The organism is Pseudoalteromonas luteoviolacea (assembly GCF_018100925.1).
In the GTDB taxonomy this organism is placed as follows: Bacteria; Pseudomonadota; Gammaproteobacteria; order Enterobacterales; family Alteromonadaceae; genus Pseudoalteromonas; species Pseudoalteromonas obscura.
In genome coordinates this window covers 438977-463441 of record NZ_JAGJEH010000002.1, presented here as the reverse complement: position 1 = coordinate 463441, position 24465 = coordinate 438977, and the positions used below count along the sequence as shown (strand labels likewise).

The window sequence follows — 24465 nt, the reverse complement described above, 5'->3', positions numbered from 1 at the left end:
GGCTAACAGGAATAATCGCTATCTAACAAGTTTATCGTGGTTATTTAATGGCGGATTTGGGATCAGGCACCGAGGTTCTGGCTTGGGCTGTGCGTATATATCGTTAGCAAAGTGCGCAAGCGCAGCTAGGGGTAGAAGAAAAAGCCAACTAAATAATAAACTGGCGATTAAGTTATCACGCAGCTTTTGAAGCCAGGTGCGATTATCTTCCTGCTGCGCCGTATAGTATTGTTGGGTTTCTTGTATATGGACCGATATATTGTCACAAAGTGAGAGTTGACACTGAGAAGTTGATGAGCCATCCAGTACTTGCTCAATGGCAATTTTTAGCTGCTCTAAGCCTTCTTTGTTTCCAACCAGAGGCTCTCCCGCCAAAATTTCACTATTAACCCATGGCTCCTTTGTCATACAAACCTCTTTACACCTTTTATTTTTTCGCTATTTATAGCATAAAATATAAGTCACAGTATCAACAGAAAGCTGAGTAAATTAGTACGATATTGTTAAAACAGCATGGTGTGTAATAAGCGCCCTGGGATACTTGCGGCAACAACAGCGGAGATCACCGTACCAATATATGCACCGCACATACAATCAATATGAACCCTTCGATTACCTTTATAAATGGCATGCGTTCCGGCGACAACCGAGACGATAATTAAAATAGCAAACAAGTGCAGCCAAGTTAGGCTTCCTGTTGGTTGAATAAAAAAAGAGCTAAAAGCGGTAATTAACATAAGCACAGCCCACAACCTACCTATGAGCTTATGTATACGAGTGCCTTTTTTCATTGCCAAATTTAGAAGGCCTAAAAATATGGCTGGAATAACCACGAATAAATGTATGAGTGTTGGGAGTGCAATATCCATATGCAACCTTTAATTAAGAAGTGAATTATCCAATTAAACTTATGCCAGCTTCTATATTCAAGTTCAAATAAACAGCAGTTGAATAGTTACCTTAAAACACTTTATCTGGTTTATCAAAGCACTTTTGCCATTGAGCCACAATACGCTCCCTAGCTTTTCGGCTACCCCTTAAAATACGGGATATTAGTATAAATACTTAAATAGGCGGGTCACGTACTACCTGTGTACACTTACTTCAAAATTGATTACGACCTTTACAAAAAAGGCCAACTATCTAGCTGACCTTTTTTCATGCGATATGCGAGCTCACTATTTAGACATGCTCGAATTTAGTAGCTAATTGGCTCGCCGCCTATTCTTCTGCAAATTTTCTCAGCAGTACGAGATTCATTATATGATTCAAAAACATCGCTCCATAATAGGCGACCATTTTTATAACACTCTACCAAAATTTCTTCGTATGCATTTGCATTAGTCGGGATGGATGTAGCAACAATCAGTGCCGTTGCGGCTAAGATACTTTTTATCATTTTTCTTTCCTTAATTAAATGTGAAACCCAAAATGTGCTTACTTTTAGTACAGCCACTTAATGTTATACATTGAGAACAAAATGTAAACAATAGATTATTTAAAATTTAATGGAAGAAGAACTAGTAAATCGAGTTAAGTTTAAAAACTGCAATCTCATACAACTTAAGCTTTAGGGATTCTTTCATCCACTTAGCTTAAATCATATTTAAAGGAAGTTAATGTCATTGATAAACGGTGCTTAATTGAAACAATAATCGGCGTCAGTTTGATTGAAATAGCCAAGCTATCGCCTGTTAACTCTGTTTTGAGTGTCGTCATCAAGCACCTACTTAGCACTTAATCAAAACTCAAAGTTCACCTGCACCGGATAATGATCTGATAGCTCATTATAATAGCCATTGTGATAATGGCGGCCGTTACTGAGGTTCCAGTTGCCTTTTAAATAGCTCCAATACCAGTTTTTGTCAGCTTTTGGATAACGCACAGTCATACTCGGATTGTTTTTGGGTTGTTTGTGATCAGCATGCCAAAATACATAATCCAAGGTATCATTGTACTCTAGGCTGTAATCAAAATAGTATGCGTTGGCCTTTGTAAACCAGTTGTGTTTTGCTGAGAATGAACCTATCACTGGCGTTTCGAAATTCAGCTTCGCACGTGCTGTAGTGAGCATATCAGTTACTTCTTGCTGCTTGCTCCATTCCACGTTCATATCACCACCAATGATCAACGGCTCGCTGCTAGGAATGTTTTGTGCCTTGATAAAAGTTTGAATTTCACGCAACTGGCCCATGCGAACACGGTGTTCTTCCTCTGTATTGCCATCATGAGTTGCTTGCAAGTGAGTACCGATCAAGTGATAGCGTAGACCTCCTTTTTCTATTTCAACATAAGCAAAGCCTTTATTTGCTAAATAGTCCCAACTACCGCTCAAACTCTGAGTAAATACATGTGCTTTTTGCGAAATAATTGGATATTTGGAGATAATCACCACTCCCCCACGGATGACAAATGGGCTATTAGAACAGTTACCTGTCAAACCGTCCCAGCCGCTACCACTGCAATCCTGTCCAACGTTGGGGGTTTGATAAGGATATATAGAAGATAACGCAGCGAGAGCTTGCTCAGCATCACTATTAAAGACTTCGTTGACAATAATGACATCAGGCCTGTCATCAAGCGAAGTAAGCGCCATGGGTAAACGTTGGGCTCTATTACTTTGATCCCAATCTTGCACATTTAGCTGCATGATATTGTAAGCCATCACTTTGAGAGAATCGGCCACACTTGGCATACTCATAAGCATTGTTGCACACAGCAGGACATGTTTGATTTTCATTTTTTCTCCAATACATCACTATTCTTTTGGTTTTTATTGAGATAATCACTTACTACTGCATACTCAAGACGCAGAGGACTGGTGAAAATTTCGCAGCAATGAAAATAATCATTTTTAATGTCGGTTTGATTGCGCTAAGTTGCTTTTTTTATGACACTTTTCTGGAATTTTTATTGCTATTGAAAGCCGTATTTTCAACGCTTAAGAGGGATCGCTGGCTGCCGTCTAATCCCATTATTTTCCAAAGGCCAGAAAATAATTGGGCCAATTCAAAAGGCATATGATTAAAAAAAGGTTAGCTATTACAGCTAACCTTTGGATTGACTAAAACAATCAAGTTTTACAAAGGGAAAAAATATACAAAATGCTCAGCATGAATTTAAAGTTTTATTCGCTGCTGTAATTTGACGGGTTCACCATCAACTTCCAATGTCGCAGTCACTTCTAAAATACCACCTTTTAGATTAGGCAACACTTGTATAGCTGGCTGCCACACTTTTTGCTCATAGGGCGATATTTCTACACTTTCCTGCCACATGTTAGTGCTTTTTATTGGCTGTTCAAATGGTAAAAACTGTACCGCTAACTCGCCAGAGGTAGCGCCTGAATAAGGCCCGGTTAGCGCTATTTTTAACTGCTTTTGTCGGAGTGAAGCATTCAAGTACACACCGTCAAAGCGCTGACTTTCGACATCTAACAACCCAGACTGATGTATATCTTGCCAAATCAGTTTATAGCTATAAGTGGCGGTATTATCGGTCAAATCAAAGCGACTCTTTCCCGGTAAGAGCGAGTACACTATGTCTTTATCTCCACCAGTAAGTATTAACTCAGCAACACTATCACTTGGATTAATGGCTTTAATAAAAGGCTGGTCGTTGTCAAACCTCACTTGAAGCTCAATACCGCTAAGGGTTTGTGCCGTAGGTTGGTTAATTTGACTACGCCAAAGCGTCAAGTATTGTCGTAATTGTGTAGATAACTCATCATGTTTGTTTTGGTCAGTGAGCTTATCAAAAGCGCTTTTCAACTGCGCTTGGCACTGTGGTATATCGTGAGTGAACTCCTCGCAGGTGTTGAATGCGCGCATTGCCAGTTGAGCATCACGATATAACCAAGGATTAGCAATAGACTCACTCAATGTTGCTACAGAGGTTGTATGACCAAAAACATACGGTGTAAGCGTGTGATTCATCGCTTTACCAAGTATCGCAATTTGCTGCAAATTAACCATATCTTGCGTATTTTTAGGCAAATTAAAAGTCACTTTTTGGCTTTGAGACTTAGTATTGAGCGTCACAACAAGCTGATCATCTAGCTTGGTCAAATTAAGTGCAAGTTGCTGATACTTTTGAATATCTTCAATAGCCTCAGGAGTAAGAGAGATATGTTGGCTTGGTTCATCATACCCGACTCCATCAAGCACAAGCTTGTTGCCATTTTTTATTAATAAAGTCAGCATTCTATCTTGGCTAAAGTCAGCTTCTTTGAGCAGTCCCAAACGCTTTTGTTTGCTGTCTTTACTGAGCTCAGTTAACAGGCCAATACCAATTTCGCCGCGCCCTACTTGCTCGGGCTCGAAATGTATTAAAGCTGCCAAGCTATTTTTACTCACTGGCATGATCAATGGATGAGGTGATGGTGCAGGAAAGTCTAAAGTCGTTTGCAAGCTGTCATTGTCAGCAATGATATCAAGACGGTGCAGAGTTTCACTTTTATCACTTCTTAGGAAATAACCTGGGCCGCTTTGCTCCCATGGCCCTTGAACAATATAAAAGCTAGATTGTGCTGTTTTAACAAACTGAGTAAACTCATTTTCAAGGGCCGACCAATCCGGAAAAGTGGCTTTTAACAGCTTATTGGCTGTCGGTAATGTCTCCTGAGAGTCCGGGTTTGCACGCATCAACTCTTTCAAATAGCGTTTAAAGTAATGGTAACGTGTCGGATCGCTGAGCAAAAAGTGTACGATGAAAAAGTTCAAGCCGCGTTTAAGACTCGGGTTGTCATTAATTTGTTCAAAACTTGGTTGTCCCCCCTGATGATACTGGGCAAGTCCTGACGTTAAATAATTCATCGGCGCTCGGTCAAAAACCATTACATTGAGCTGTTTTTTCTGTGGATCAAAAGTGTGACTGGCTATTGCATCAGCCATTCCTTCGGTGATCCAATTAGGCGCCCATGTTGAGTGGCCATTGAGTGCCATATGAAACGCATGCATAGTTTCATGGATAACGATGTACCGCTGGTGATGCTGCCGGTGGCTTGGGAAGCTATAGCCAGCGCGATTGTAAAACATGGTTTCGCCACCAGCATGTGTATGAACACCACGTAAAAAGCCGTCATCTAGCATCGCTTCTCGCACTCTGGCTCTGGAGCTACCATAAACAACCGCGATCCGTTGGTTTTCTATGTTACTGGGTTCCATACCAAATAACTCAACGTAATGCGGGTATGACATCTCTAGTAACTCTAAATACAGGCGAACTTTTTCTTCTGGAAGATCACTCTTTAGAGCAAAATGCTTGCTTACCCACCAGTCATATCCGCGGCTATTGGTAATTTTACCGTCACTGTATGTCCGCGGTATGTTTTTCCCAACATATTGAATATCAATATGCTTTAAGGTGCTGACGCGACCAGAAACATCTAAGTCCACCTGCATTTTTGATGGCGGTAATATATTGGACGATGTCTTGATCGATGTTGTCGCTGCGCATCCACTTAGCAAGGTGGCTAGACAGATACTTAGGCAAGTTTTACGCATAGGAGCTTCTCATTATCTATTTTATGTATATTGTATACAATACTTTCAGGGGAGAACCAAGTAAATTCGCTTAACGCCGATAAATTAGGTAACTGAAACGCCAAAAAACTGCGTTTCAGAATAGCCTTTAAACCTTTTTCTACACGACTGCGTCACAGTTAAAAATGCTTTCTAAGGACATTGAAATGAAAACTTACTTTTTGACAGCTATGGCTGTTTTTTGCACTCAGGTATCTGCACTACAGTTCTTTTCAAATGATTTTGATTTTGTGGAAAGTCGCACTTTATCATTGCCTGTAGCTGGTTTAGATAGATTAAAAATTGACGCAGGCTCTGGAAAGCTAACGGTTATTGGTGAAGAGACCGATAAGATAAGTGTTAAAGCTGATATTTATCAATCTCAGGCGAATACAGACTACTGCTTTGAACTCATTAAGCAGAAAAACATCGCATTACTGACAGCCAATACCTGCCACCGACAGTACAACCACACTTTGATCCATTTAACCATCACCGTGCCTAGCGAACTACTAACCGATATCAAGGACCGATCGGGCGCGATCATAATCGAAAGCGCCAGTATTGGCCGAATTGAAGATGGATCAGGGTCAATCAGGATCAGCAATAACCTATCGTCGTTAGAGATTGAAGACGGCTCTGGAAACATTAACATCCATAGTGTGCATGGTGCACTTGCCATTGATGATGGCTCAGGTAAGGTTGTTGTTGAGCAAGTTGACGGTGATGTATCTATTGAAGATGGCTCAGGGAAAATAGTCGTTAAGAATGTATCTGGCAAAGTTGTTATAGATGATGGCAGTGGGAGTGTTTTGGTGCGAAATGCTCACTCATTTGAGCTGATAGACAATGGCTCTGGTAAAATTCAACTCTTTGATATAAAAGCACAACGATAAAAAAGTTTAAGTTTGTAAAGCGTTGGAGCTAAGTATTTTTTGATGGCTGCAGGTACATTAATTCACGCTAGCAGCCACTTCTGAAACTTTTAATTCGCACACATTCGATACCGTAAAACTCCATTGCCCTCTTCTACCCCCTAAATGCTCCTAGCCTATATAGCTAGAATTCAAGTTCTAACTTAAAATCACTGTCACCTAATTGAGAATTTGTCCGTTGTAACACTCTATCACTAAATATTTAAAGCTTGCTTATCACAATTGTATACAATATATTTCGAGGCGAATACATTGAATTTGGGTAACAGAGTGAAGTACATCACTCAATTTCTAATAGGTGGCGTAGTTGAAAGCGAACCATAACTCTCGAAGACAACAACTGATCTCAAAGTTGTCACAGCATGAAATAGATATGATGGTGGTTTCAGGCCATGAGAATATTCAATATCTCTCTGGTTTTAGTGGTAATGCTGCCACATTGCTAATATCCAAGCGCAATACTTACTTAATTACAGATTATAGATATTACGAGCGGGCATGCTTGGAAACAGAAAATATACACGTGATAAGACGTGACCGAGATGCAGAACGTCTTGGCCAGTGTATTTTAACGCTATTTCCAGAGCTCAATAAAATCGCCTATGAGTCAGAGCATGTCAGTGTAGCTCAGTGGGCAGCCATTGCCGCTGACTTGACCTACCCGCATGTGCAGGGTGCAATTGGTTGGGTGGAAGCGCTACGTGAAGTAAAAGATGATGTAGAGATAGCATATCTTCAACAGGCTGCCAATATTGCTGATGCAGCGCTTTGTGAGACTTTAACACTCGTCCGAGAGGGAGTAAAAGAGCGAGATCTGGCGTTAGAACTAGAATACAAAATGCGTCAAAAAGGCTCCCAGGGGGTTTCCTTTGATACAATTTTGCTTTTTGGCGAAAGAAGCGCTCTACCCCATGGGGATCCTAGTGAACGTGCATTACGCCATGGAGACCTGATCTTAATCGATTTTGGTGCTGTTGTTGGTGGTTACCGCTCAGATATGACACGGACCTATGTTTACGGCACACCCAGTGCTCAACAACAAGCCATGTTTAACACCGTTCAACGTGCCCAGCATGCAGCATTAGAAAAAGTAAAGCAAGGCGTGTCTTGCGATGCCTTGAATCAGATTGCGCATCAAGTATTGAATAATAGCGAATTCGCGCAATTTGCAGGTGAAGGACTGGGCCACGGCTTGGGCCTTGCTTTACATGAACATCCTTTTATCAAGCCCAATAATCCCTATGTGTTGAGCGCTGGCAATGTCATCACCATAGAACCTGGGATTTATATTCCTCACGTCGGGGGAGTACGACTGGAAGAAGATATCGTGGTCACTAAAAACGGCTATCAAAAGCTAACTCACTCTGCGCAAAATTTTGAATTATAAGGAAGCTAAGTTATGCAATTAATTAATCGCGCACAAGTCAAACAAGCGCTCAATTTTAAAGTCTTAATTGATACCATTGCTGAAGGCTTTTCGGGTGACGCCAATATGCCGATGCGCCAAGTGTTCGAGCTAGATAACTCAGCAGATAATCACGATGCGTTTGCCGTGCTGCCAGCTTGGAACAACGACGTCATTGGTGTAAAAGCCTTTACATACTTTCCGGAAAACTTTAAACAAGACAAAGACAGCCTCTATTCAAAGATAATGCTCTTTTCACGTCAAACTGGGGAGCCACTTGCGCTTATTGATGGTACCGAAGTGACACTTTGGCGCACGGCTGCCGTATCTGCGCTCGCCGCCTCCTATTTAGCGAAGAAGGATGCTAAACACTTAGTGTTCTTTGGCTCAGGTAATCTCGCGCCATTTATGATCAACGCACACCTGAATGTACGTGACTACGAAAAAGTCACTGTTGTTGCCAGAAACCCTGATAAAGCAAAAACCTTATTGTCAGTGTTGTCTGCACAGCACGGGAAAATACAATTTGAATTTGGTACAGCATGCCAAAGTTTGATTGCATCTGCCGACGTTATCAGTTGTGCTACAGGGAGCCATACCCCACTTTTTGATGGTAACTGGGTCTCCCCTGGCACTCACATTGATTTGATCGGAAATCATCATAAACAGTATAGAGAGTGCGACACTCGCACTGTTACCCGCAGCTCAGTATACGTAGACAGTCGAATTAATGTGTTAAATGAAGCGGGTGAGTTACTACTCCCAATTTCCGAGGGCGTATTTAGTGAATCACAGGTTAAGGCAGAATTAACTGAGCTGGCTAAAAGTCATACCTATCGACGGGCGAGTCAAAGTGAAATCACGCTTTTTAAGTCTGTGGGCACCGCTTTGAGTGATTTGGTTACGGCGAAACTTGTTTATGACTTGGTTCAAGAGTAAGGCTAAGTGCAAGGCGTGTCAGGTTATCTCAGTTAACATCGTTCATGACAAACGTCTGTGTAATACTTTGATTTGCCATCAAGATCATCTGCTGATCTGCTACAGGTATGAAGATGTGATCTGTAGCAGTAAAGTGCTTTACGACGACGCTTTTTACCTGCGTTACAAATCAGGTGAAGCATGCCAGGTGTTAGCCGATGACAAAAACATCTGGCATTTATAATGCCCGGTAGCAAATACCAATCAACACCCCTTGATTGGTATTTGCTCCTAGCTTTTAAAGCAAGGTTACTTCTTCCCGGTGTGGCGCAAATCAAACTCAGTCCACATGACGCCTCAATGCCATGTACCTTAAAGTGGCTAGCGGCTTCTTCAAGTCAATCATCCACTAAAAATTAAACGTCATTATAATTGCTCCAACCACTTATATACGGTAAGGCTGAAAAGTTGCCACTGTCAAAATATGGCTTTTTAGCAAAAACCGCGGACACATTCGCTATTATTCGATAGCCGATTATAATTAGTAGCGATTAATCTGTAATAATAAAAAAGAGCACTTATTAGTTCATAAACGCTTTTATTTTCAGCAGATATAAATTGAACACTACACCATACGATTATTTACCTTAACGCATCATTTATATACATGCTGCATATTGGCAAGTAGCGTAGCAATCTACATGGGATAAACATAGGCTTGTTTGGTGTACTTGGGTTTATTAAACGTAGTTATGGGGCTGCAGTCAGCAATCTGCCTGCAAATTAGGAACGGACTTTTAAAGAGCCGAATATATGACACAATTCTCATTTTTAAGAGTATTTTGTACGTTTTTTATTATAACTTCCTTTGTTGTCGTTGCAGCAATTCCCCTGCTCCATAACCAACTATATCACGCTTTATTCAAGCTTAATTTAGATAAAAACCGAGAACAGGCAGAAAGATTAGCAACGCTTGTATCTATTGAACTGGAACGAGGCGAAGACTCAGCTAAGGTGCTTAGTGATGTCCAGAATATGCTAGAAAACACACTACAAAGCAGTGAGCATTTTGCTTGTATCATCGAGCACGAGAATAAAGTGATCGCGCACCCTAAGCCTTCAAATATCAACAAAGATACAACTGGTTGGACAATGAATAATGGCGTAGAGGTTAAAACTTTTACACAATCAGCTGGTGAAGGTGTTCCATTTGGCGGAATTCAAACCAGAAATGATGGCTCTCAAGATATTAACTATCAGATTCCAATAAGTACCAAACCTTGGGCTGTTTCGGTACATACCAAGTTAGATATTGTGGATCAACAAGCAACAAAAATACTGCTGCAAATCGGTCTAATTGTGCTTCCTAGTTTGCTATTCATCACCGTGATTAGTGCCTTGCTCGTAACTCGCCAAAAGTTTAAAAAGAGTGTAAGCATATGAATGCTTTGGAAAAGAAGATAGCCTTTAGCTTTGGGGCAATTACTTTGGTGTTTCTGTCAATGACCGTATTCTCGTTGCTCCAAATCAACCAGCTTACTGAATCATCTCGTCACATCCAGCATGTTTTAGACCCATCTATTAAAGCTAATTTAAAAGTCGTTCAAGCGCTTAATACTTCAATCATTAGTATACAAAGATGGATATTAACCAAAGAGAAAAAATACACACTTCAATGGCAGATCACCTGGTCCGTTATCAATAAGAACTATGCGCAATTAAAGAACCATTCAAAGCGCTGGGAACGAGAAGAACATCTAGACCTCTTAAATGAAATTGCATTAGATCTTATACAGCTCAAGCACTTACAGCAAACTATAGTAACAAAAACACATACGCAATCTGCCGATGCAACCATTCAAATGCTAAGACAGGATTTAGCTCCTCTCGAGCAACAAGTTGTTGAAAAGTTTAGGCAAATTTCAGAGCCTCAGCACTGGGAGATGCAACGTACGTTTTTGAAAGAAGAGGAACAAGAACGCACTTTAAAGGACACAACCATGATGTTTCTTCTACTTAGCCTATTGGGAGGTGTATCTTTATCAATTCTATTGGCTCGAGCCGTTTTTACTCCTCTTAACCAAACGATTCAGTTGGCTGACACAATAGCTCGCGGTAACTATGACCTCGATAGAACTTTTTCAAGTGGCGATGCGAAGCTAGATACTGCTTTGCGCACAATGACTAATCAACTTTACGAAAAAGAGCGAAATAACCTTGAATATCAAGCAAAATTAGAACTATTTAACAAACAGCTAGTTGCTTCAAATGATGAACTTTCTCAATTCTCTTATAGAACGTCTCACGACCTAAAAGCACCTTTGATTACAATCAGAGGTCTGGCGACGGCGATATGTGAGGACATTGATGATGGTGATTATCAAGACGTGAGAAAAAATGCCAGTAATATCGCTGGACATGTGAAGAAGTTAGAGAATTTAGTCACTGACATTCTTAATCTAGCAAAAGCTGAATTAGAGTTGAGTAATAAAGAAAAGATCAATATTTCTGAACTACTCGGTGAAATTGAGGCTCGTTTACAGGCTGTTTATATCGGCAATGATGTTGAAATTCAAGCAGAGGTAGATTGCTCCGTCGAGCTTACAGCACCTAAAGCCCGTATTTTACAAGTATTAGAAAACTTGATTTCAAATGCCATAAAGTATTCAGACAAAGACAAACCCAACCGCTATGTCAGAATTACAACCATGAAAAAGCCGCATAAAACGATACTCACTATCGAAGACAATGGCATTGGTATACCCAAGGAATATGCGGACAAAGTGTTTGGCATGTTCCAGCGATTCCATCCCAATATCGCATATGGAAGCGGTTTAGGTATGTATATTATCAAAAAACACATTGAGAAAATGGATGGTGTAATTCAATTTAGCAGCTCGGCAAGTGGGACAAAATTTATTATTGAGCTACCAACCTGAATCTAGAGGCCACATGCAAAAATTTTCAATTATGATTATAGATGATTGTGAAGATGACCGTTACTTACTTAAAAGAGTCATCAAAAAGCTTGATATTTCAACGCAGATATTTGAAGCAGACAATGGGGAAACTGCGCTGAACTTTCTTGAGGATTATGAAGAAAACTACAAAAGGTTTGCAGACGATTTTCCGCCATTGCTCATCTTTTTAGATATCAATATGCCTCGTGTTAACGGCTTTGAGTTCTTAGCCGCATTTCATAAACTAAGAGAAGCCAACAAAAATTATACCTCGTCTATATTTATCATGTTCACATCCTCAGCCATGGAAGAAGATAAACGAAAAACAGAGGCTTATGATTTTGTAAAAGGATTTCTAAATAAAGGGGATTTGTCAAAAGAGTGTATTCAAGAATCTATCGATTCATGCATGGGTTATTAGTGCTACCGTACGAAAGCACCGTCGGTAAACACTGAGAATACGATTCTTTTGCGTAAGGTAAATTAAGCGCAAAGTGTTAATGACAGTGGGCGAAGTGAATTCATTTACTTTGCCCAAGGTGAAACGAGTTATTTTAACAGTCGCTAAGACTGCCGCCTCTAAAACCCAACTTGCATTAATAAAATGGATTGCGGGGCAAGCCCACAATGACGACAGTTAAAGCTGTAACGTTCCTTAAACTGTATCCCACCTATATGAAAGGCCCTCTCCCTAGACCTAAGACCGTTGCCCTATACAAAAGACTATCCTCCCGAACTACAAGCCAACCCCGTGAACCAAAGGTCATCCTCCTGAACTTGTATATGGACTCCACTTGTTTGACAACATGTTTTTAAAATTAAAGATGCTTGCGTATATGCGGTTTCTTTTGAGAGCGCTACTCTCTAACCTTTGATTTATTCGCACCTTCTGTCCTAAACGTTTCGCTAGTGTATTATCACTTCAAGTTCAGACAGGTTTTCAGAAGGTTGATCTTACCGTTTTAATTACATTGTTGTCGAACTCTTTTGAAGATGTTTTTTAAATCATAACGGGCTGGTAATTCGTACCTTGTTTTAGCATTGCCCAAGCCGTTCTGATATTTTTATTCACCAGCGCAATACAAGCTCGCTTTACACCTGAACGCGCAACCAACCTTAAGAGCCATTGCTGCTTTAATGTCTTGGGCTTTTCCGGTAGATTAGAAATGTATGACAATGCCCCCAAAAATAAACAGGACTTTAGCTGTTTATCTCCAGCACATTTATCAATTCCCAGCATCACGGTTTTACCGCCACTGCTAAATTGTTTTGGGGTAACGCCTAAATATACTGAAGCACATCGTCCATTTTTAAAGTGCTCTGTTTGACTCAAGCTGGCAATTAGCCCCGCTGCACCTAAAACACTCACACCTTCAAGCGCAATAACACGTTGGCATTGCTCATTTTGAGAAACAAGCAGTTCTAGGTTTTTAGTGACTTTATTCAGAGGTTGCTCTATTTGCTGGTATTGAGCTTTTAAGACATTAACTAATGGCAATAACACCTCTGGTAAATCATTACGCGCAGTTAAAACCTCTTTTAATACTTTCTTGGAGCGAGGAATAGTGATGCCATATTCATAAAATAGGGCCCTAATATGATTACCGAGTTGTGTAAGCTGTTTATCTAAAAACTGACGACTTACAGTGAACGTTTGGAGAATTTGATGTTCGATATTTTTGACTGGAGAAAAGGGCATATTAGGCTGCATAGCAGCAACCGCAATCCCGATAGCGTCATTGGCATCTGTTTTTTGTTTGCTTACATAAGGCTTAACATGTTTCGGAGACATGCCTCTAACTTCATGACCATAGGACTGAGCAATCCGCACCCAATAATGAAAGCTCCCACATCCCTCCATGGCAACAATACTAGGCGGAGAGTTAGCGAGTATTTGGCGAACTTTAGATGGAGACTGTGCTTTATTAAAAACAATTTCGCCATGTTTAGAGACTTTTGCGACTTGAATAATATTTTTTGCAAGATCGAGCGCAATCACGTTACGATTATTCATATATGGACTCCTTTGTTTTGGTCGACACCACATTACACTGTATGTGAGATGTGGTGGAGTCCATATATCGTTTCAGGAACCATGTTTGAATAACTATAGAAACTTAATCGGCTTACACTTTTTAAACAGAGCTGTTATTAGCCTGCATCAACTTAACTTCGGCGCGAGTAGGCGCATCACCTGAGCTAAATGATTGAAGCGTAACCTCATCGCCGAAAACATCTTGTAGCAATACCAGATATTGTGCAGCAGTGCGCTCAGGTGATACTGTGAATATCTCTTTAAGCTCGGTCCTTTCAATACCCCTTGCATCCGCCTGCGCCAACAAGTGCTGGCCCACATCTATATAGCCATTTTCGCCACGACTCGCGACTACTTGGCCCCCCACACTGAAAATCTCGGTTTGAGGAGATTGATCAAACAGAACTTTGCTTCGATGGTATTCTTCTTGCCGTAACTGTTGATCAAACTCTGACTGGTTTAAGCTATCTACTTGTTTTCTAATAAACTCGCTGTAAGAATAGCCATGTATCTGTTCAAACAGTTGTGCATTTGAAGGCCCCTCACCTGCCTCAAAAAATTGCACCTTGGCACCATCTGGATACATTTCTTTCACTAGCTCCTTCACTTTTTCAGCATCAAACCCCGCTTTGCGGAAAATTTCTTCCGCTTTACTATCTGTGTAATACACACCGCCTTCTTGAGTCTGATAAGATACAACATTACCTTCGACATATATGATGGCATTCATTTCCTTTTTCTGGCCATTTGACTTTAAATAGTTTTCAGTCTCCTGCACCGACATGAAAGACTCCTTAATATCTGCTAGCCAGCTCACCTCATCTTTCGACAGCTGTACAATATCCTTCTTTTCAAGCAGATAAATAAGATTGGTTTTACCCCTGACATCGATACCTTTGGCTGAGCCAGCACTTGATTCTTCTACATTAAACTCTCGTTGAGTTGTATGGGCCTTATTCGCAGCATTTGAATGATAGCTATACTGCGTGCTGCTGGTATTTGAAACCTGCATTGTCATCTCCTTTTGATGTGTGAATTGTTAAACAAATTACCGACTTAAGTGTTGTCATAATGTCAAAGTAAAATCATGATTCGCGAACCTACTTGCCCCTTCATTTGTTCTTAGAAAATCCTAACAGCAGACGGCAACCTATCTACTATCAGTAATTTACAGCAATAAACACACCAATTTTATATGCGCAATTTGTTTGTCGATACAAACCCCTTAAGGTAGAACGAGGGACAGCGACGACGTAACGATTTCCCTTTCAGTGCCTATAAGCCGATATCGTCTAAGATATTGCTTCACTTGGTCGAAAAATTAATGAACTCAATCATTTGTAATCTCTTTGAATAGTCATCCATGACCTCAACCCATCAAAATAGTTTCCCTTCAATTTGCATATTGTATGGTAGGATTATCACTCAACGCCTTTTTGGAGCCCCAAGTGACTATCGAAAGCTATATTGCCCTCTTCTTTGCCATGTTCATTGTTGGCATTATTCCCGGCCCTGCCGTTATCGCAATAACAACAGCCTCAATGACTGGAGGATTCCGTCGTGGTGCAGCGATAACGGTAGGACTCATTTTCGCTGACTATGTATTTATTTTATTGGCAGTTTCTGGTTTAGCATATGTCGCAGAGTCTATGGGGAGCGCTTTTGCGATTATAAAATATCTCTGCGCGGGCTATTTAATTTGGATGGGCGTCAACTTATTTTTCTCAAAACCTTCGCTGGCAGAGCAAACCGTACCTAACAGTAAGCACCATATGGACATATTAACTGGCTTTTTGCTTACAATGAGCAATCCAAAAGCCATTATTTTTTATGTTGCACTGTTTCCAGCATTTGTCGATTTTAAAACCATCTCCACAGCAGATATTTTAGGCATTTTTGCCTGCGCGACCTTAGCATTTGGCTCGGTTAACTTAGGTTATTCGTATGTCTCAGCCAAAGCCAAAAAGCTGGTCTCAAACTCAAAACGTTTGAACATATTTAACAAATTAGCAGGTAGTTTACTGTCCGCCTCAGGCGTGGCGATTGCCACCAGAACATAAACAAGTTAGTTAAGGTCGCCAACATGGAACTGTTGCTAGGCATAATCGCATTCACGACGTCACTGATAGCTGCAATCATTGGCTTTGGTGGCGGAATGCTCCTTATCGCAGTTCTTCCCATGTTTTTAAGTCCCGCTATAATCATCCCTATTCATGGTATTACACAGATTGCCAGCAACACATCAAGAGCGCTGTTTTCGATTTCTTATGTGAAGTGGTCACTATTGCCTGCATTCTTAATTGGGTCAGTCATTGGGACTTTGCTATTTGGTTTGGTTCTATACAACTTACCTACGACTTATATCCCTGCGGCAATTGGCCTCTACTTGTTGCTCAACATTTGGTACAAGCCATTTGCAAACTACGTTAGCCAATTCGAAAACTATTATGTCATAGGCGTGCTGCAAACCGGCTTAGGTTTGTTGGTAGGTGCTACTGGGCCTCTGTCCCTTTCTGTACTTACTAAACAGCTCAAATGTAAAGATGAAATCATCGCCACCAGTGCAGTCTTTATGACTCTCAGCCATTTGGCAAAAGTGCCTGTTTTTGCAATGTTTTCGTCAACACTTTTACAAAGTGGCTCACTCATCTTATACATGGTTATTGGATCTATCGCGGGGTCATACTGTGGCAGCAAATTGCGACTCTCTAGTAATAACGCAAAGCTCATTTGGATTATCAAGCTCACGCTGACGGCACTTGCGATAAAAATGTTGGCTTCACTATTCATATCACAGTCTTAACCGTTTTGTAATGGCAGATAAAGCTGATTGAGCGCCTATTTAATTATAATACAAATGTAGCGGCTAAATGTGTCCACACTCAATCCATAATCTTACGATACTCTTAAGGTGTTTTAGACAAGATAGAGAAATAACATGCGCTTGATCCCATTTGCCCTCGCTGGTTTGGTTACTTTGACCGGGTGCCAATTTAGCGATAACGACACCCCGGAAGTCACCGTTGTAACACCCGCTCCAGAAATTAAAAGTAATTTAGAAATAACTGATATTTCAACTGGTCCTTTGGATACTTTGGAGCCAAATGACACTGTGAAAACATACTACACAGTCGATGTGACGGGTTTTAATAACGTCGATGTCGAAGTTCATTTTTATCTAATGCACTCAGATGAACTCGATGTCCGAAACGACCAAGAAGCAGCCATTGAAGATATTCAGCAAATTGCAGTTATCGAATTAACGGGGCTTGCGCAAGGTGCTTCTGAACATGAGATTGAACTAACCCTGCCCAATTCATTGGAAGGTGGCAACTATCACATCTTGGCGCAAATTGATCCCCATGATCTGCATGTCGAAGACATTGAAGAAGACAACCACCCTTCTGTCGATCATGACCCTCACTTAGAAGGTAACTTCCCACACGCAGACATTGTGGTAAGAGAACAAGCTGGCCACGACTACAAACTTCTAGGTGCAGAATTCGGTCAAGCAGCATTGATCCTAGATACACCAAACTCCGACAATGGCGCTAGTGAACATCACACCGATTTAGTCGGTTACTTCGAGGCTGACTATGAGGGCACAAATTTAGGCCTATCGCATATAAAAGCAGAAGTAATGATCGCTGGTAATTGGGTTAGCACACACTTTTGGGACGCGACGGCTGGAAAATATACGGACACACTTGCTCATGAATTTACTGCTGAACTACACAACGAGCACATCGGTTTTGATATCGCCCTAGAAGCTGAGCTGTTAAAAAGCTTGCATGACAACTACAATGCAGACGTCGATAACACACTTGAAATGCGCTTCACATTAATTGATGCGGCAAAAGATGCTGAGACCAATACTGACAACAACCAAATTCTGACCTCTATTCCACTATATTTCTTCGAACAAGAAGATACAACAGATGAACCAGCAAGTCGCTTGGCAAGACAAGACTTTACTGAACAAGCGGTTGCACCTGCTGCCGTAGGCCTTGCCAATATCAATTTCCAAAGCGAATTTGATAAATCATACGGAGACAAATCAAAATTTAGTGTTGGTGTAGACTTACAGGGTCAATTATTCATCGTACCAACGGGCGATCCGGGTGGCCGTATTACCGGTGAAGGTACGGTGGAAGCCTATTTTTTCAGAGCTAAAAACACTCTTTTTAGTATTTCGTATAACGGCAGTGCATACATCAGTGGCCAAAATACGGGTTATGAGTCTGAGATGATCATTTTTAACAATGTGGTTTTTGAAGATGAAAAATTCACAGCCAAGTACGAAAAGTCTTGGGAAAAGAAATGGGAAGAAGACAAAACACTTGCCCAAGCGACATTTACCGTCGGCCCTATCCCTATCAAGGTTGAAGCTGGCGTCACTGGTAATTTAGGGTTTGAGCTTACTGTCGGCTACAATGCTGAGCTATACGCAGAAGGTGACTTATTCCACGTAGATTTCGGTGCATTTGGTCGTGGTGGTGTTAACTTACTGGTCGCTTCTGCAGGCGTACAAGCAATTTTGACTTTAATCGATAATACTTTTGCCATGGAATCAAATGCTGGTTTTGCGTTACTTACAAACGATAGCAGCAACCCACATATCTACTACGGCATCGAGCTGAAAAATGACCTAGATGTGATCTCAGGAAAGTTCGGTTTATACGCAGAAACGTATGGCGTCAAATGGTGTAAAAAATGGGGAATTCCATACCCGTGTGGTAAGAAGACATCGCGTTATGATCTGTGGTTATATCAAACCAAAAGTGTGTTTGATAAATCTTGGACAATTTACTCCAAAGAAGGTGAAATTAACCTATGATCACGCTTAGTAAAGCGACATTAGCCAGTGCACTTTATGCACTGGCTGTTTCAGGTACTGCAAATGCGGATTGTTCTGCACAGTATCAGTTTGCAATCGATACACGAACGACCTTTAATTACGATCAGGTGAGCCAACAAAGTCAGCAAACCAAATTAAAGCTCAGTGGCTTACTGTCAATTAAGGCTGTTCAACATAACGATGAGCTTGGTTGGTGGGCTATTAAAGCCGACAATGTGACTGCCGGGCAAGGCCAATTTACTTCTGAATTAGCCAGTTATACTCTACCTTTTGCTTTTAGACTTGCACCGAATGGGCTTATCAGGGACTTCTGGTTTCCTACGCAGCTAAATCAACAAAATCAAGAACAGCTGAAGGGACTTGCATACTACTTCCAGTTCCAGCGAGTCAAAAATGAATTACACCAGCAAGAGCAAGATACACTGGGTAAGTATACGGTATCTTATCAGTTTAAAGATTCGAGTATTCACCTAAACAAACACGCTTATCTGTTGCGCGATACCGCGCAAACCGCACTACAAACGGTTAAAGTTGCATCTTCTGGCCATACAATTGTTCCTAATACATGCTTTTTCGAATCACGTAAAGGCCAAGAGACACTGCTGTTTTCTGGCCAAGCGCAGAGTTTAAACTTAAAAACCAAGCAGCAATACCATATAGAATCCACAGCAACTGTATTTCCTTCAACCCTATTTACGCTTCCAGAACATTTAGACAACTGGCCAATTGCAAATAAAACACTGAGCCCAGAAGCGCTAAAACAACTTAAAATCTCGCTCCACAACTTGGTTAAAAAACCCGATTTAACCGACACGTCAGCCTATGATTTGGCAAAACAGTTAGTACAATTTGATGCCGTAATAAGTTCTTTAGAAGGTGTCTTTTTACAACAAGCGCTCTCTGATGAAGCCCAAATGCGTCTGTTTAATGCATTAGGCCAACTTGATAGCGCCAATAGCCAACTGTTACTGGGTAATTTACTTATCAAGGCAGACAAAAATCCACTGATGCAATTTCGTGCCCTGCGAGCACTATCTCAAGGCCACCAGCCACTGAGCCCTCAACTAAGCGCATTGCTAATGGCACAAATAGAAAATGGCTTTAGCAGTTTAGACTCTGAAGTAACCAGCAGTTTCTACATGACGATAGGCGCTATGTTGCATAGCCGTGAGCCCAACTTGCAATCATCTCAATTGCATGACGCACTATCAGAGCAGTTGTCACTGGTCAGCGAGAACACGACTAAATCTGCACTGATAACGGCCCTAGGCAATAGTCGCGACGAACAACATTTTGAACAAATTGACAGCTACCTTGACTACCACAATAACAGTGTTCAAAAGGCGTCTATACGCGCACTTGGCATGATGCAAACACAGCGCGCATATAACAGCTTAGAGAAGCAGCTGTCTAAACCGGTTCATCAGAACCAAGTCGCATTGCTCAAAGCCTTGTCTCACTATCAACTGCAACCCGCTGCCAGTGACGCCGTTTTAGCCATCGCCGTCAACAACCCCACCGCAGAAAACCGATTCGCAGCAATCCAAGCACTCGCCAATCAACAGCATCAAGATGGTATAAAAGCAACATTGAAATCGGCTTTAAAACAAGAAACGTCGAAACGAAACTTTAAAGCCATCGTTGAACTACTGCACGCGACCAAGCAACAAACCCCTTAATATTTTTGTATTGGCTTCGTCTAACTTTGTGTTAGTCGAAGCCGTACAGTGTGCTGTTAGCTGTTGCGGATCATTTAGATTCTGTTAGTAGAGGGCTACTATGGCACTTCGTTCGATCATCCCCATTATTCGCAGCTTTGATGAGCATGTTGCACACGCTTTTTACCTTGAATTTTTGGGGTTCAAGTTAGATTGGAAACACCAGTTTGAAACTGATTTACCCGTATACATGCAAATTTCTAAAGACAACTGCATATTGCATATTTCCGAGCACTATGGCGATGCGTCACCTGGGGCAAGCATTCGAATCGAATGCGACGACCTTAAATCCTACCACACACAATTAACCGCCAAACAATTCAAACATGCAAGACCAGGGATTAGCGAGCAGCCCTGGGGGATAGAAATGGCTATTTCAGATCCATTTGGCAATAAACTTATATTTTTCCAGTCGAACTAAAGCTGATAAGACAGCGATGATACAAATCTTAGCTATATAATAACTTTGACTAGTCCTTCATTTGCTCTATCGCAACAATCTCAGAGCGGTTCATGGTCAGTTTGTAGCGCTCCAGTTGTATGTCTTCGCCCGATTTAAAACGCATTACAAGATTTATTTGATATCTGCGCTCTACTGAGTTTTTAGAAACTTTGTGGCCCTCTAGACTGTATAACTTCCCAGCTCCTTTTTTAAGGTAGCGCGCGAAAGAACTCATATTAAACGTTATACGTTGCTGTACCTCTTCATATCCAGGTAGAAACTCATCTATTTGCACCGAATTCTTACAGCTAAAGTGTAACAAATTGGCTTCTTGTCGATTTTGTCGGCCTCGTTTTTTGAGAAGTATATCAACGTCTTCTGGAATATCTCTTTTCTTAATGTGCTCTAGCCAAATCGTTTGAGTGCAAATTGTTTCATCATTGACTGAGTTTTTGAATTTGTTGCGCCATTTAGGCCGGCCTTTTTGCACCTTACGCCACGCCCACTGTGTTAAATCATCTTTAAACGTTTCTCTTAGACCATAGATCACACCGAGAAGCGCAATTAACGCCACGGTAATTTCCTCAAAGTTTGAGCGGGCATTGAGCACCAAATACATCACAAACGCCATAATAACCGCAGTCACAGCCCCTCGAGCAAGACGCTTTAGATTTGCCCCCAGATTAACCGTTTCTTTGTTGAAAACCACACCATACTCTATCAATCTTTCGAGTAAGCGCATTTTATTGGTAATGCGATTGGGATCCTCTAGTGTAACCTGAGAGTTATAACTGTGTTTTTCACGATAGCGGTTTTCTTGTTTACAAAAATCAATGACGTCACTGCGCTCTTTGCTGTAATCACTTGATTTAGGACCTCTGGCAAGTAACTTTAAAAAGGCTTGCTCAGTATGCCAACTTAAATAATTATCAGCATTTTGAAAGTAAGATTTAAGCCGATTGTCCGGTGGTGTATAACGGCGCAACTTCACTAAAAGCTTTGATGTTTGCTCTACAAGCTCTATCGCGGCTGGGTAAAACTCTTCTGCTTGCTTAAGTTTAAGGGTTTGCTTTACGTCTGCATCCAGTGCAATCCTGATCTGATAACAAAATAAGTTTAAGTTGACACGATAATCACTTTTTTGCCCTTTGCTTTGACTGATAAAACGACTTCGAACCAATGGCAAGTGCAATTGTTCAGAGTAATAGGCGCTATGGCATTTTATATTTGCATTGAAGTAGTCTACTTCATTGAGTGTATTAGCATTGATCCCCATATCAACCGGGATGGAAAAGTATAGGTCAAGTTGATTTGTCTCTTTTGGTAGGAGCTGATAATTGATTTTAAATGATAGGCTTTCGTCTTGGCTTAGTTTTGCGGTGCTCACTCGAATAATTTACCTCCTCTTTCTGACACCTCACAAGTATAACACAAATCCTTTGCTAACATCGGCTTAAGCTATTAAAAGTAAAGTGAACAAGACGAAAATTCACTATGCTTCATTTACCTAAAAAAGGATAATATGGGTTTTTAGCAGGAGTTTGCATTATGGCAAATATACAATCGGAAAGTGTTGAGCGCTTTATTAGTCGTGTAACAGAACAAGGAGAATCGGTAGAGTTTGAACAGACCATTTCACTTATAGACACTCATTTTGAATTCACACCAACTAGTTTTACAAACGGTGAGCAAGAGAATGAGGCAGGTACCAACCTTGGCTCTTGTAAAATTTTAGCATTCGCCAAATTACATGGTTTATCAGAGCAAGCCACATTGCATTGCTTTGGACGTTTTTATCGAAAAGACGTGCTAGAAAACCCGACTGGTGACGATCATGGCAATATTCGTAATTTTATGAAGTTTGGTTGGAAGGAAGTCAATTTTTCTGAATTTCCATTATCTAAAAAAATTAATATCCAATAAAAACAAAGTGGTATGGTAGTAACGACCAACAACGTTTACTGCCATTTTTTGAAACCAGTTGAGTGCGCTTTATCTACTAAATTGGATTTAATGCAATTTAGGTAACGGCTTCTAAATAGATTAAATTTGCCATCGCCTCTTCATTTGAACTCCCACACGTTTCCCTATCCGCTTTAAAATCACTACAAACTTTAGGGCGCTCCGGTAGCCCAAAAATAGAGCATAAGTTGTTGTCATTTAAGTATTCACAGCGGATATTAGCAGCCTTCCCCAACGAGCTGATACTCGGGGCTATACAGCATGCCCCACAACCTAATCTACAGTCCATTTTGAGCCAACCATCAAAAAGCCTCCATTATACGCGGCGAATAATACGATGTATGTATCTCAACTCAAAAAATGTACAAATTTTTGCAATTGTAACTGCAGTATTTATGTCGCAATGCTTTGTTACATATTGAGCACAGATCAAAACACCTTGAAATAACTATTGACGTATTATTCAAACTAACCGATGCGTTCACGGTAAGTACCAGCGTATCTCAATTGTCAATTCAGGAAGGAATTAACATCGTGGCTAGTAAAAAACAAATTATATTACCCGGCGTGGTACTACTTGGCGGCATAGCAAGCGCAATTGCGTTTTCGTCAATGAAAACACCCCCCGCTGAAAAACCCAAAAAAGTCATTCACCCGCTGGTTGAAGTAACACCTATTAATGTTGCCCCCATAGAAATGTCTGTAAACTCCTATGGTATTGTAAAACCAAAATACAGCACCCAATTAGTTGCTCAGGTCAGTGGTCAAATTATTGAGCTTTCCGAGCAATTTGTTAAAGGTGGATTTGTCAAAAAAGGGGAAGTGCTAGCACGTATTGACCCAAATGACTACGAAGCCGCGCTTATTGATGCCGAAGCGACCCTCGCTCAAGCAAGCTCAGCATTAGAAATAGAACAAGCACAGGCACATGTTGCAAAAACCGAGTGGGAACGTATAAAAAGTAACGCAAACTCCACGATCCCTTCTGAACTATATCTTAGAAAGCCACAATTGGCCGAGAAGCTTGCACGATTCAAAGCAGCTCAAGCAAGTGTAAAACGAGCTAAAAGAAATTTAGAGCGCACTTATGTTAAAGCACCTTATGATGCGATTATCGAAAACCGAGCATTAAGCTTAGGGAGTGTTGTCAATTTAGGCAGCTCAGTAGGCGTATTAAATGCAATTTCAGTGGCTGAGATCCGCTTGCCCGTAGCTGACAACGAGTTGCAACATCTCAACCAAAACGGTCTAAATGCAGATGTAACGCTGACCGCTAAAGTAGCGGGTCAAGACGTGAGTTGGCAAGGTAAAATTGTCCGTAGTGAAGGTGTTATTGATAACCGAAGCCGCATGACTTACCTAGTAGCTCAAGTAGAACGTCCTTACGACAATGCACAAGCGCCGCTGCGATTTGGCGCATATTTAAACGCCCAAATCAAAGGTAAATTACTTACCAATGCGGTAGAGATCCCTCATCATTTAGTACGCGATGGGCAAGTCGCCATTCTTAATCAAGACCGTACTTTATCATTTAAGAAACTCAACGTTGTTAGAGAGTACGATGGCCTCATTGTAGCAAACCAAGGACTTGAGACTGGTCAACAACTGATCACTTCCTCGCTTGAATTCCCTACCGAGGGCATGCAGCTGAGCCTTGATGATAGCCAAGTTGCATCACCATCTACTGCCCTTGCGTTAAAAGAGGAGTAA

The 24465-nt window shown here is 41.0% G+C and carries 24 protein-coding genes; 14 read left to right on the top strand and 10 right to left on the bottom strand.

Going from position 1 to position 24465, the window contains the following annotated elements; genetic code table 11:
• Nucleotides 1-18 precede the first annotated feature (18 nt).
• From J8M00_RS04905 to J8M00_RS04885, 6 genes are all read right to left on the bottom strand, one after another.
• The gene (locus J8M00_RS04905; protein ID WP_211009220.1) at nucleotides 19-408 is read right to left on the bottom strand and encodes a hypothetical protein; all 390 of its coding nucleotides are present in this window, start codon (nucleotides 406-408) and stop codon (nucleotides 19-21) included.
• A gap of 95 nt (nucleotides 409-503) precedes the next feature.
• On the bottom strand, nucleotides 504-869 hold the full coding sequence (locus tag J8M00_RS04900; protein ID WP_211009219.1) for a DUF2306 domain-containing protein: 366 nt from the start codon (nucleotides 867-869) through the stop codon (nucleotides 504-506).
• A gap of 329 nt (nucleotides 870-1198) precedes the next feature.
• The gene (locus J8M00_RS04895) at nucleotides 1199-1399 is read right to left on the bottom strand and encodes a hypothetical protein (protein WP_023401155.1); all 201 of its coding nucleotides are present in this window, start codon (nucleotides 1397-1399) and stop codon (nucleotides 1199-1201) included.
• A 191-nt stretch (nucleotides 1400-1590) separates the two neighbouring features.
• Nucleotides 1591-1719 (bottom strand): hypothetical protein, encoded by a 129-nt coding sequence (locus J8M00_RS28410; RefSeq protein ID WP_282099755.1) that lies wholly within the window; start codon nucleotides 1717-1719, stop codon nucleotides 1591-1593.
• Between the two features lie 22 nt (nucleotides 1720-1741).
• On the bottom strand, nucleotides 1742-2740 hold the full coding sequence (locus J8M00_RS04890; protein ID WP_211009218.1) for a sphingomyelin phosphodiesterase: 999 nt from the start codon (nucleotides 2738-2740) through the stop codon (nucleotides 1742-1744).
• Between the two features lie 379 nt (nucleotides 2741-3119).
• Complete coding sequence (locus tag J8M00_RS04885) at nucleotides 3120-5504, bottom strand: hypothetical protein (RefSeq protein WP_247687226.1); 2385 nt, start codon at nucleotides 5502-5504, stop codon at nucleotides 3120-3122.
• A 185-nt stretch (nucleotides 5505-5689) separates the two neighbouring features.
• Here J8M00_RS04885 and J8M00_RS04880 point away from each other — a divergent pair, with 185 nt between their 5' ends.
• The 7 genes from J8M00_RS04880 to J8M00_RS04850 all read left to right on the top strand — a co-directional run bounded on the left by J8M00_RS04880 (nucleotide 5690) and on the right by J8M00_RS04850 (nucleotide 12161).
• Nucleotides 5690-6418 (top strand): hypothetical protein, encoded by a 729-nt coding sequence (locus tag J8M00_RS04880; protein WP_211009217.1) that lies wholly within the window; start codon nucleotides 5690-5692, stop codon nucleotides 6416-6418.
• Nucleotides 6419-6764: 346 nt separating this feature from the next.
• The gene (locus J8M00_RS04875; RefSeq protein WP_211009216.1) at nucleotides 6765-7844 is read left to right on the top strand and encodes a M24 family metallopeptidase; all 1080 of its coding nucleotides are present in this window, start codon (nucleotides 6765-6767) and stop codon (nucleotides 7842-7844) included.
• A 12-nt stretch (nucleotides 7845-7856) separates the two neighbouring features.
• Nucleotides 7857-8801: an ornithine cyclodeaminase family protein gene (locus tag J8M00_RS04870; protein ID WP_211009215.1), complete on the top strand. Its 945-nt coding sequence runs from the start codon at nucleotides 7857-7859 to the stop codon at nucleotides 8799-8801.
• Nucleotides 8782-9024, top strand: a complete 243-nt coding sequence (locus J8M00_RS04865; protein WP_155250802.1) for a hypothetical protein — start codon at nucleotides 8782-8784, stop codon at nucleotides 9022-9024. The genes J8M00_RS04870 and J8M00_RS04865 overlap by 20 nt, the downstream gene beginning before the upstream one ends.
• Before the next feature lie 569 nt (nucleotides 9025-9593).
• Complete coding sequence (locus J8M00_RS04860) at nucleotides 9594-10223, top strand: hypothetical protein (RefSeq protein ID WP_211009214.1); 630 nt, start codon at nucleotides 9594-9596, stop codon at nucleotides 10221-10223.
• Nucleotides 10220-11719, top strand: a complete 1500-nt coding sequence (locus J8M00_RS04855; protein WP_211009213.1) for a sensor histidine kinase — start codon at nucleotides 10220-10222, stop codon at nucleotides 11717-11719. The genes J8M00_RS04860 and J8M00_RS04855 overlap by 4 nt, the downstream gene beginning before the upstream one ends.
• A gap of 13 nt (nucleotides 11720-11732) precedes the next feature.
• Nucleotides 11733-12161, top strand: a complete 429-nt coding sequence (locus tag J8M00_RS04850) for a response regulator (protein ID WP_211009212.1) — start codon at nucleotides 11733-11735, stop codon at nucleotides 12159-12161.
• Nucleotides 12162-12740: 579 nt separating this feature from the next.
• Here the strand turns inward: J8M00_RS04850 and J8M00_RS04845 are convergent.
• Together J8M00_RS04845 and J8M00_RS04840 are read right to left on the bottom strand one after the other, a co-directional pair.
• The gene (locus tag J8M00_RS04845; RefSeq protein ID WP_211009211.1) at nucleotides 12741-13754 is read right to left on the bottom strand and encodes an IS110 family transposase; all 1014 of its coding nucleotides are present in this window, start codon (nucleotides 13752-13754) and stop codon (nucleotides 12741-12743) included.
• A 121-nt stretch (nucleotides 13755-13875) separates the two neighbouring features.
• The gene (locus tag J8M00_RS04840) at nucleotides 13876-14787 is read right to left on the bottom strand and encodes a hypothetical protein (RefSeq protein ID WP_211009210.1); all 912 of its coding nucleotides are present in this window, start codon (nucleotides 14785-14787) and stop codon (nucleotides 13876-13878) included.
• A 436-nt stretch (nucleotides 14788-15223) separates the two neighbouring features.
• Between J8M00_RS04840 and J8M00_RS04835 the strand changes: the two genes are divergently transcribed.
• The 5 genes from J8M00_RS04835 (at nucleotide 15224) to J8M00_RS04815 (ending at nucleotide 20772) form a co-directional block, all read left to right on the top strand.
• Nucleotides 15224-15835 (top strand): LysE family translocator, encoded by a 612-nt coding sequence (locus tag J8M00_RS04835; protein ID WP_211009209.1) that lies wholly within the window; start codon nucleotides 15224-15226, stop codon nucleotides 15833-15835.
• A 23-nt stretch (nucleotides 15836-15858) separates the two neighbouring features.
• Nucleotides 15859-16578: a sulfite exporter TauE/SafE family protein gene (locus tag J8M00_RS04830; RefSeq protein ID WP_211009208.1), complete on the top strand. Its 720-nt coding sequence runs from the start codon at nucleotides 15859-15861 to the stop codon at nucleotides 16576-16578.
• A gap of 135 nt (nucleotides 16579-16713) precedes the next feature.
• The gene (locus J8M00_RS04825; RefSeq protein ID WP_211009207.1) at nucleotides 16714-18612 is read left to right on the top strand and encodes a hypothetical protein; all 1899 of its coding nucleotides are present in this window, start codon (nucleotides 16714-16716) and stop codon (nucleotides 18610-18612) included.
• The gene (locus J8M00_RS04820; protein WP_211009206.1) at nucleotides 18609-20312 is read left to right on the top strand and encodes a HEAT repeat domain-containing protein; all 1704 of its coding nucleotides are present in this window, start codon (nucleotides 18609-18611) and stop codon (nucleotides 20310-20312) included. The genes J8M00_RS04825 and J8M00_RS04820 overlap by 4 nt, the downstream gene beginning before the upstream one ends.
• Nucleotides 20313-20412: 100 nt before the next feature.
• Entirely contained in the window at nucleotides 20413-20772 is a 360-nt protein-coding gene (locus tag J8M00_RS04815; RefSeq protein WP_211009205.1) for a glyoxalase superfamily protein, read from the top strand.
• Between the two features lie 49 nt (nucleotides 20773-20821).
• Here the strand turns inward: J8M00_RS04815 and J8M00_RS04810 are convergent, their stop codons facing one another.
• On the bottom strand, nucleotides 20822-22180 hold the full coding sequence (locus J8M00_RS04810) for a hypothetical protein (RefSeq protein WP_211009204.1): 1359 nt from the start codon (nucleotides 22178-22180) through the stop codon (nucleotides 20822-20824).
• Between the two features lie 161 nt (nucleotides 22181-22341).
• On the opposite strand from J8M00_RS04810, the gene J8M00_RS04805 reads away from it, so the two are divergent.
• Nucleotides 22342-22716, top strand: a complete 375-nt coding sequence (locus J8M00_RS04805; RefSeq protein WP_211009203.1) for a HopJ type III effector protein — start codon at nucleotides 22342-22344, stop codon at nucleotides 22714-22716.
• A 97-nt stretch (nucleotides 22717-22813) separates the two neighbouring features.
• Here the strand turns inward: J8M00_RS04805 and J8M00_RS28200 are convergent, their stop codons facing one another.
• The gene (locus J8M00_RS28200) at nucleotides 22814-23044 is read right to left on the bottom strand and encodes a YkgJ family cysteine cluster protein (protein ID WP_247687225.1); all 231 of its coding nucleotides are present in this window, start codon (nucleotides 23042-23044) and stop codon (nucleotides 22814-22816) included.
• Nucleotides 23045-23289: 245 nt separating this feature from the next.
• Between J8M00_RS28200 and J8M00_RS04800 the strand changes: the two genes are divergently transcribed.
• Nucleotides 23290-24465 carry an efflux RND transporter periplasmic adaptor subunit gene (locus tag J8M00_RS04800; protein ID WP_211009202.1) on the top strand — a complete coding sequence of 392 codons (1176 nt, stop codon included), beginning with the start codon at nucleotides 23290-23292 and terminating at the stop codon, nucleotides 24463-24465.

Coding starts and splice junctions, on each gene's coding strand:
- J8M00_RS04905 (WP_211009220.1), bottom strand. CDS start 408: ATGACAAAGGAGCCATGGGTTAATAGTGAAATTTTGGCGGGAGAGCCT.
- J8M00_RS04900 (WP_211009219.1), bottom strand. CDS start 869: ATGGATATTGCACTCCCAACACTCATACATTTATTCGTGGTTATTCCA.
- J8M00_RS04895 (WP_023401155.1), bottom strand. CDS start 1,399: ATGATAAAAAGTATCTTAGCCGCAACGGCACTGATTGTTGCTACATCC.
- J8M00_RS28410 (WP_282099755.1), bottom strand. CDS start 1,719: ATGACGACACTCAAAACAGAGTTAACAGGCGATAGCTTGGCTATTTCA.
- J8M00_RS04890 (WP_211009218.1), bottom strand. CDS start 2,740: ATGAAAATCAAACATGTCCTGCTGTGTGCAACAATGCTTATGAGTATG.
- J8M00_RS04885 (WP_247687226.1), bottom strand. CDS start 5,504: ATGCGTAAAACTTGCCTAAGTATCTGTCTAGCCACCTTGCTAAGTGGA.
- J8M00_RS04880 (WP_211009217.1), top strand. CDS start 5,690: ATGAAAACTTACTTTTTGACAGCTATGGCTGTTTTTTGCACTCAGGTA.
- J8M00_RS04870 (WP_211009215.1), top strand. CDS start 7,857: ATGCAATTAATTAATCGCGCACAAGTCAAACAAGCGCTCAATTTTAAA.
- J8M00_RS04865 (WP_155250802.1), top strand. CDS start 8,782: ATGACTTGGTTCAAGAGTAAGGCTAAGTGCAAGGCGTGTCAGGTTATC.
- J8M00_RS04860 (WP_211009214.1), top strand. CDS start 9,594: ATGACACAATTCTCATTTTTAAGAGTATTTTGTACGTTTTTTATTATA.
- J8M00_RS04855 (WP_211009213.1), top strand. CDS start 10,220: ATGAATGCTTTGGAAAAGAAGATAGCCTTTAGCTTTGGGGCAATTACT.
- J8M00_RS04850 (WP_211009212.1), top strand. CDS start 11,733: ATGCAAAAATTTTCAATTATGATTATAGATGATTGTGAAGATGACCGT.
- J8M00_RS04845 (WP_211009211.1), bottom strand. CDS start 13,754: ATGAATAATCGTAACGTGATTGCGCTCGATCTTGCAAAAAATATTATT.
- J8M00_RS04840 (WP_211009210.1), bottom strand. CDS start 14,787: ATGCAGGTTTCAAATACCAGCAGCACGCAGTATAGCTATCATTCAAAT.
- J8M00_RS04830 (WP_211009208.1), top strand. CDS start 15,859: ATGGAACTGTTGCTAGGCATAATCGCATTCACGACGTCACTGATAGCT.
- J8M00_RS04825 (WP_211009207.1), top strand. CDS start 16,714: ATGCGCTTGATCCCATTTGCCCTCGCTGGTTTGGTTACTTTGACCGGG.
- J8M00_RS04820 (WP_211009206.1), top strand. CDS start 18,609: ATGATCACGCTTAGTAAAGCGACATTAGCCAGTGCACTTTATGCACTG.
- J8M00_RS04815 (WP_211009205.1), top strand. CDS start 20,413: ATGGCACTTCGTTCGATCATCCCCATTATTCGCAGCTTTGATGAGCAT.
- J8M00_RS04805 (WP_211009203.1), top strand. CDS start 22,342: ATGGCAAATATACAATCGGAAAGTGTTGAGCGCTTTATTAGTCGTGTA.
- J8M00_RS28200 (WP_247687225.1), bottom strand. CDS start 23,044: ATGGACTGTAGATTAGGTTGTGGGGCATGCTGTATAGCCCCGAGTATC.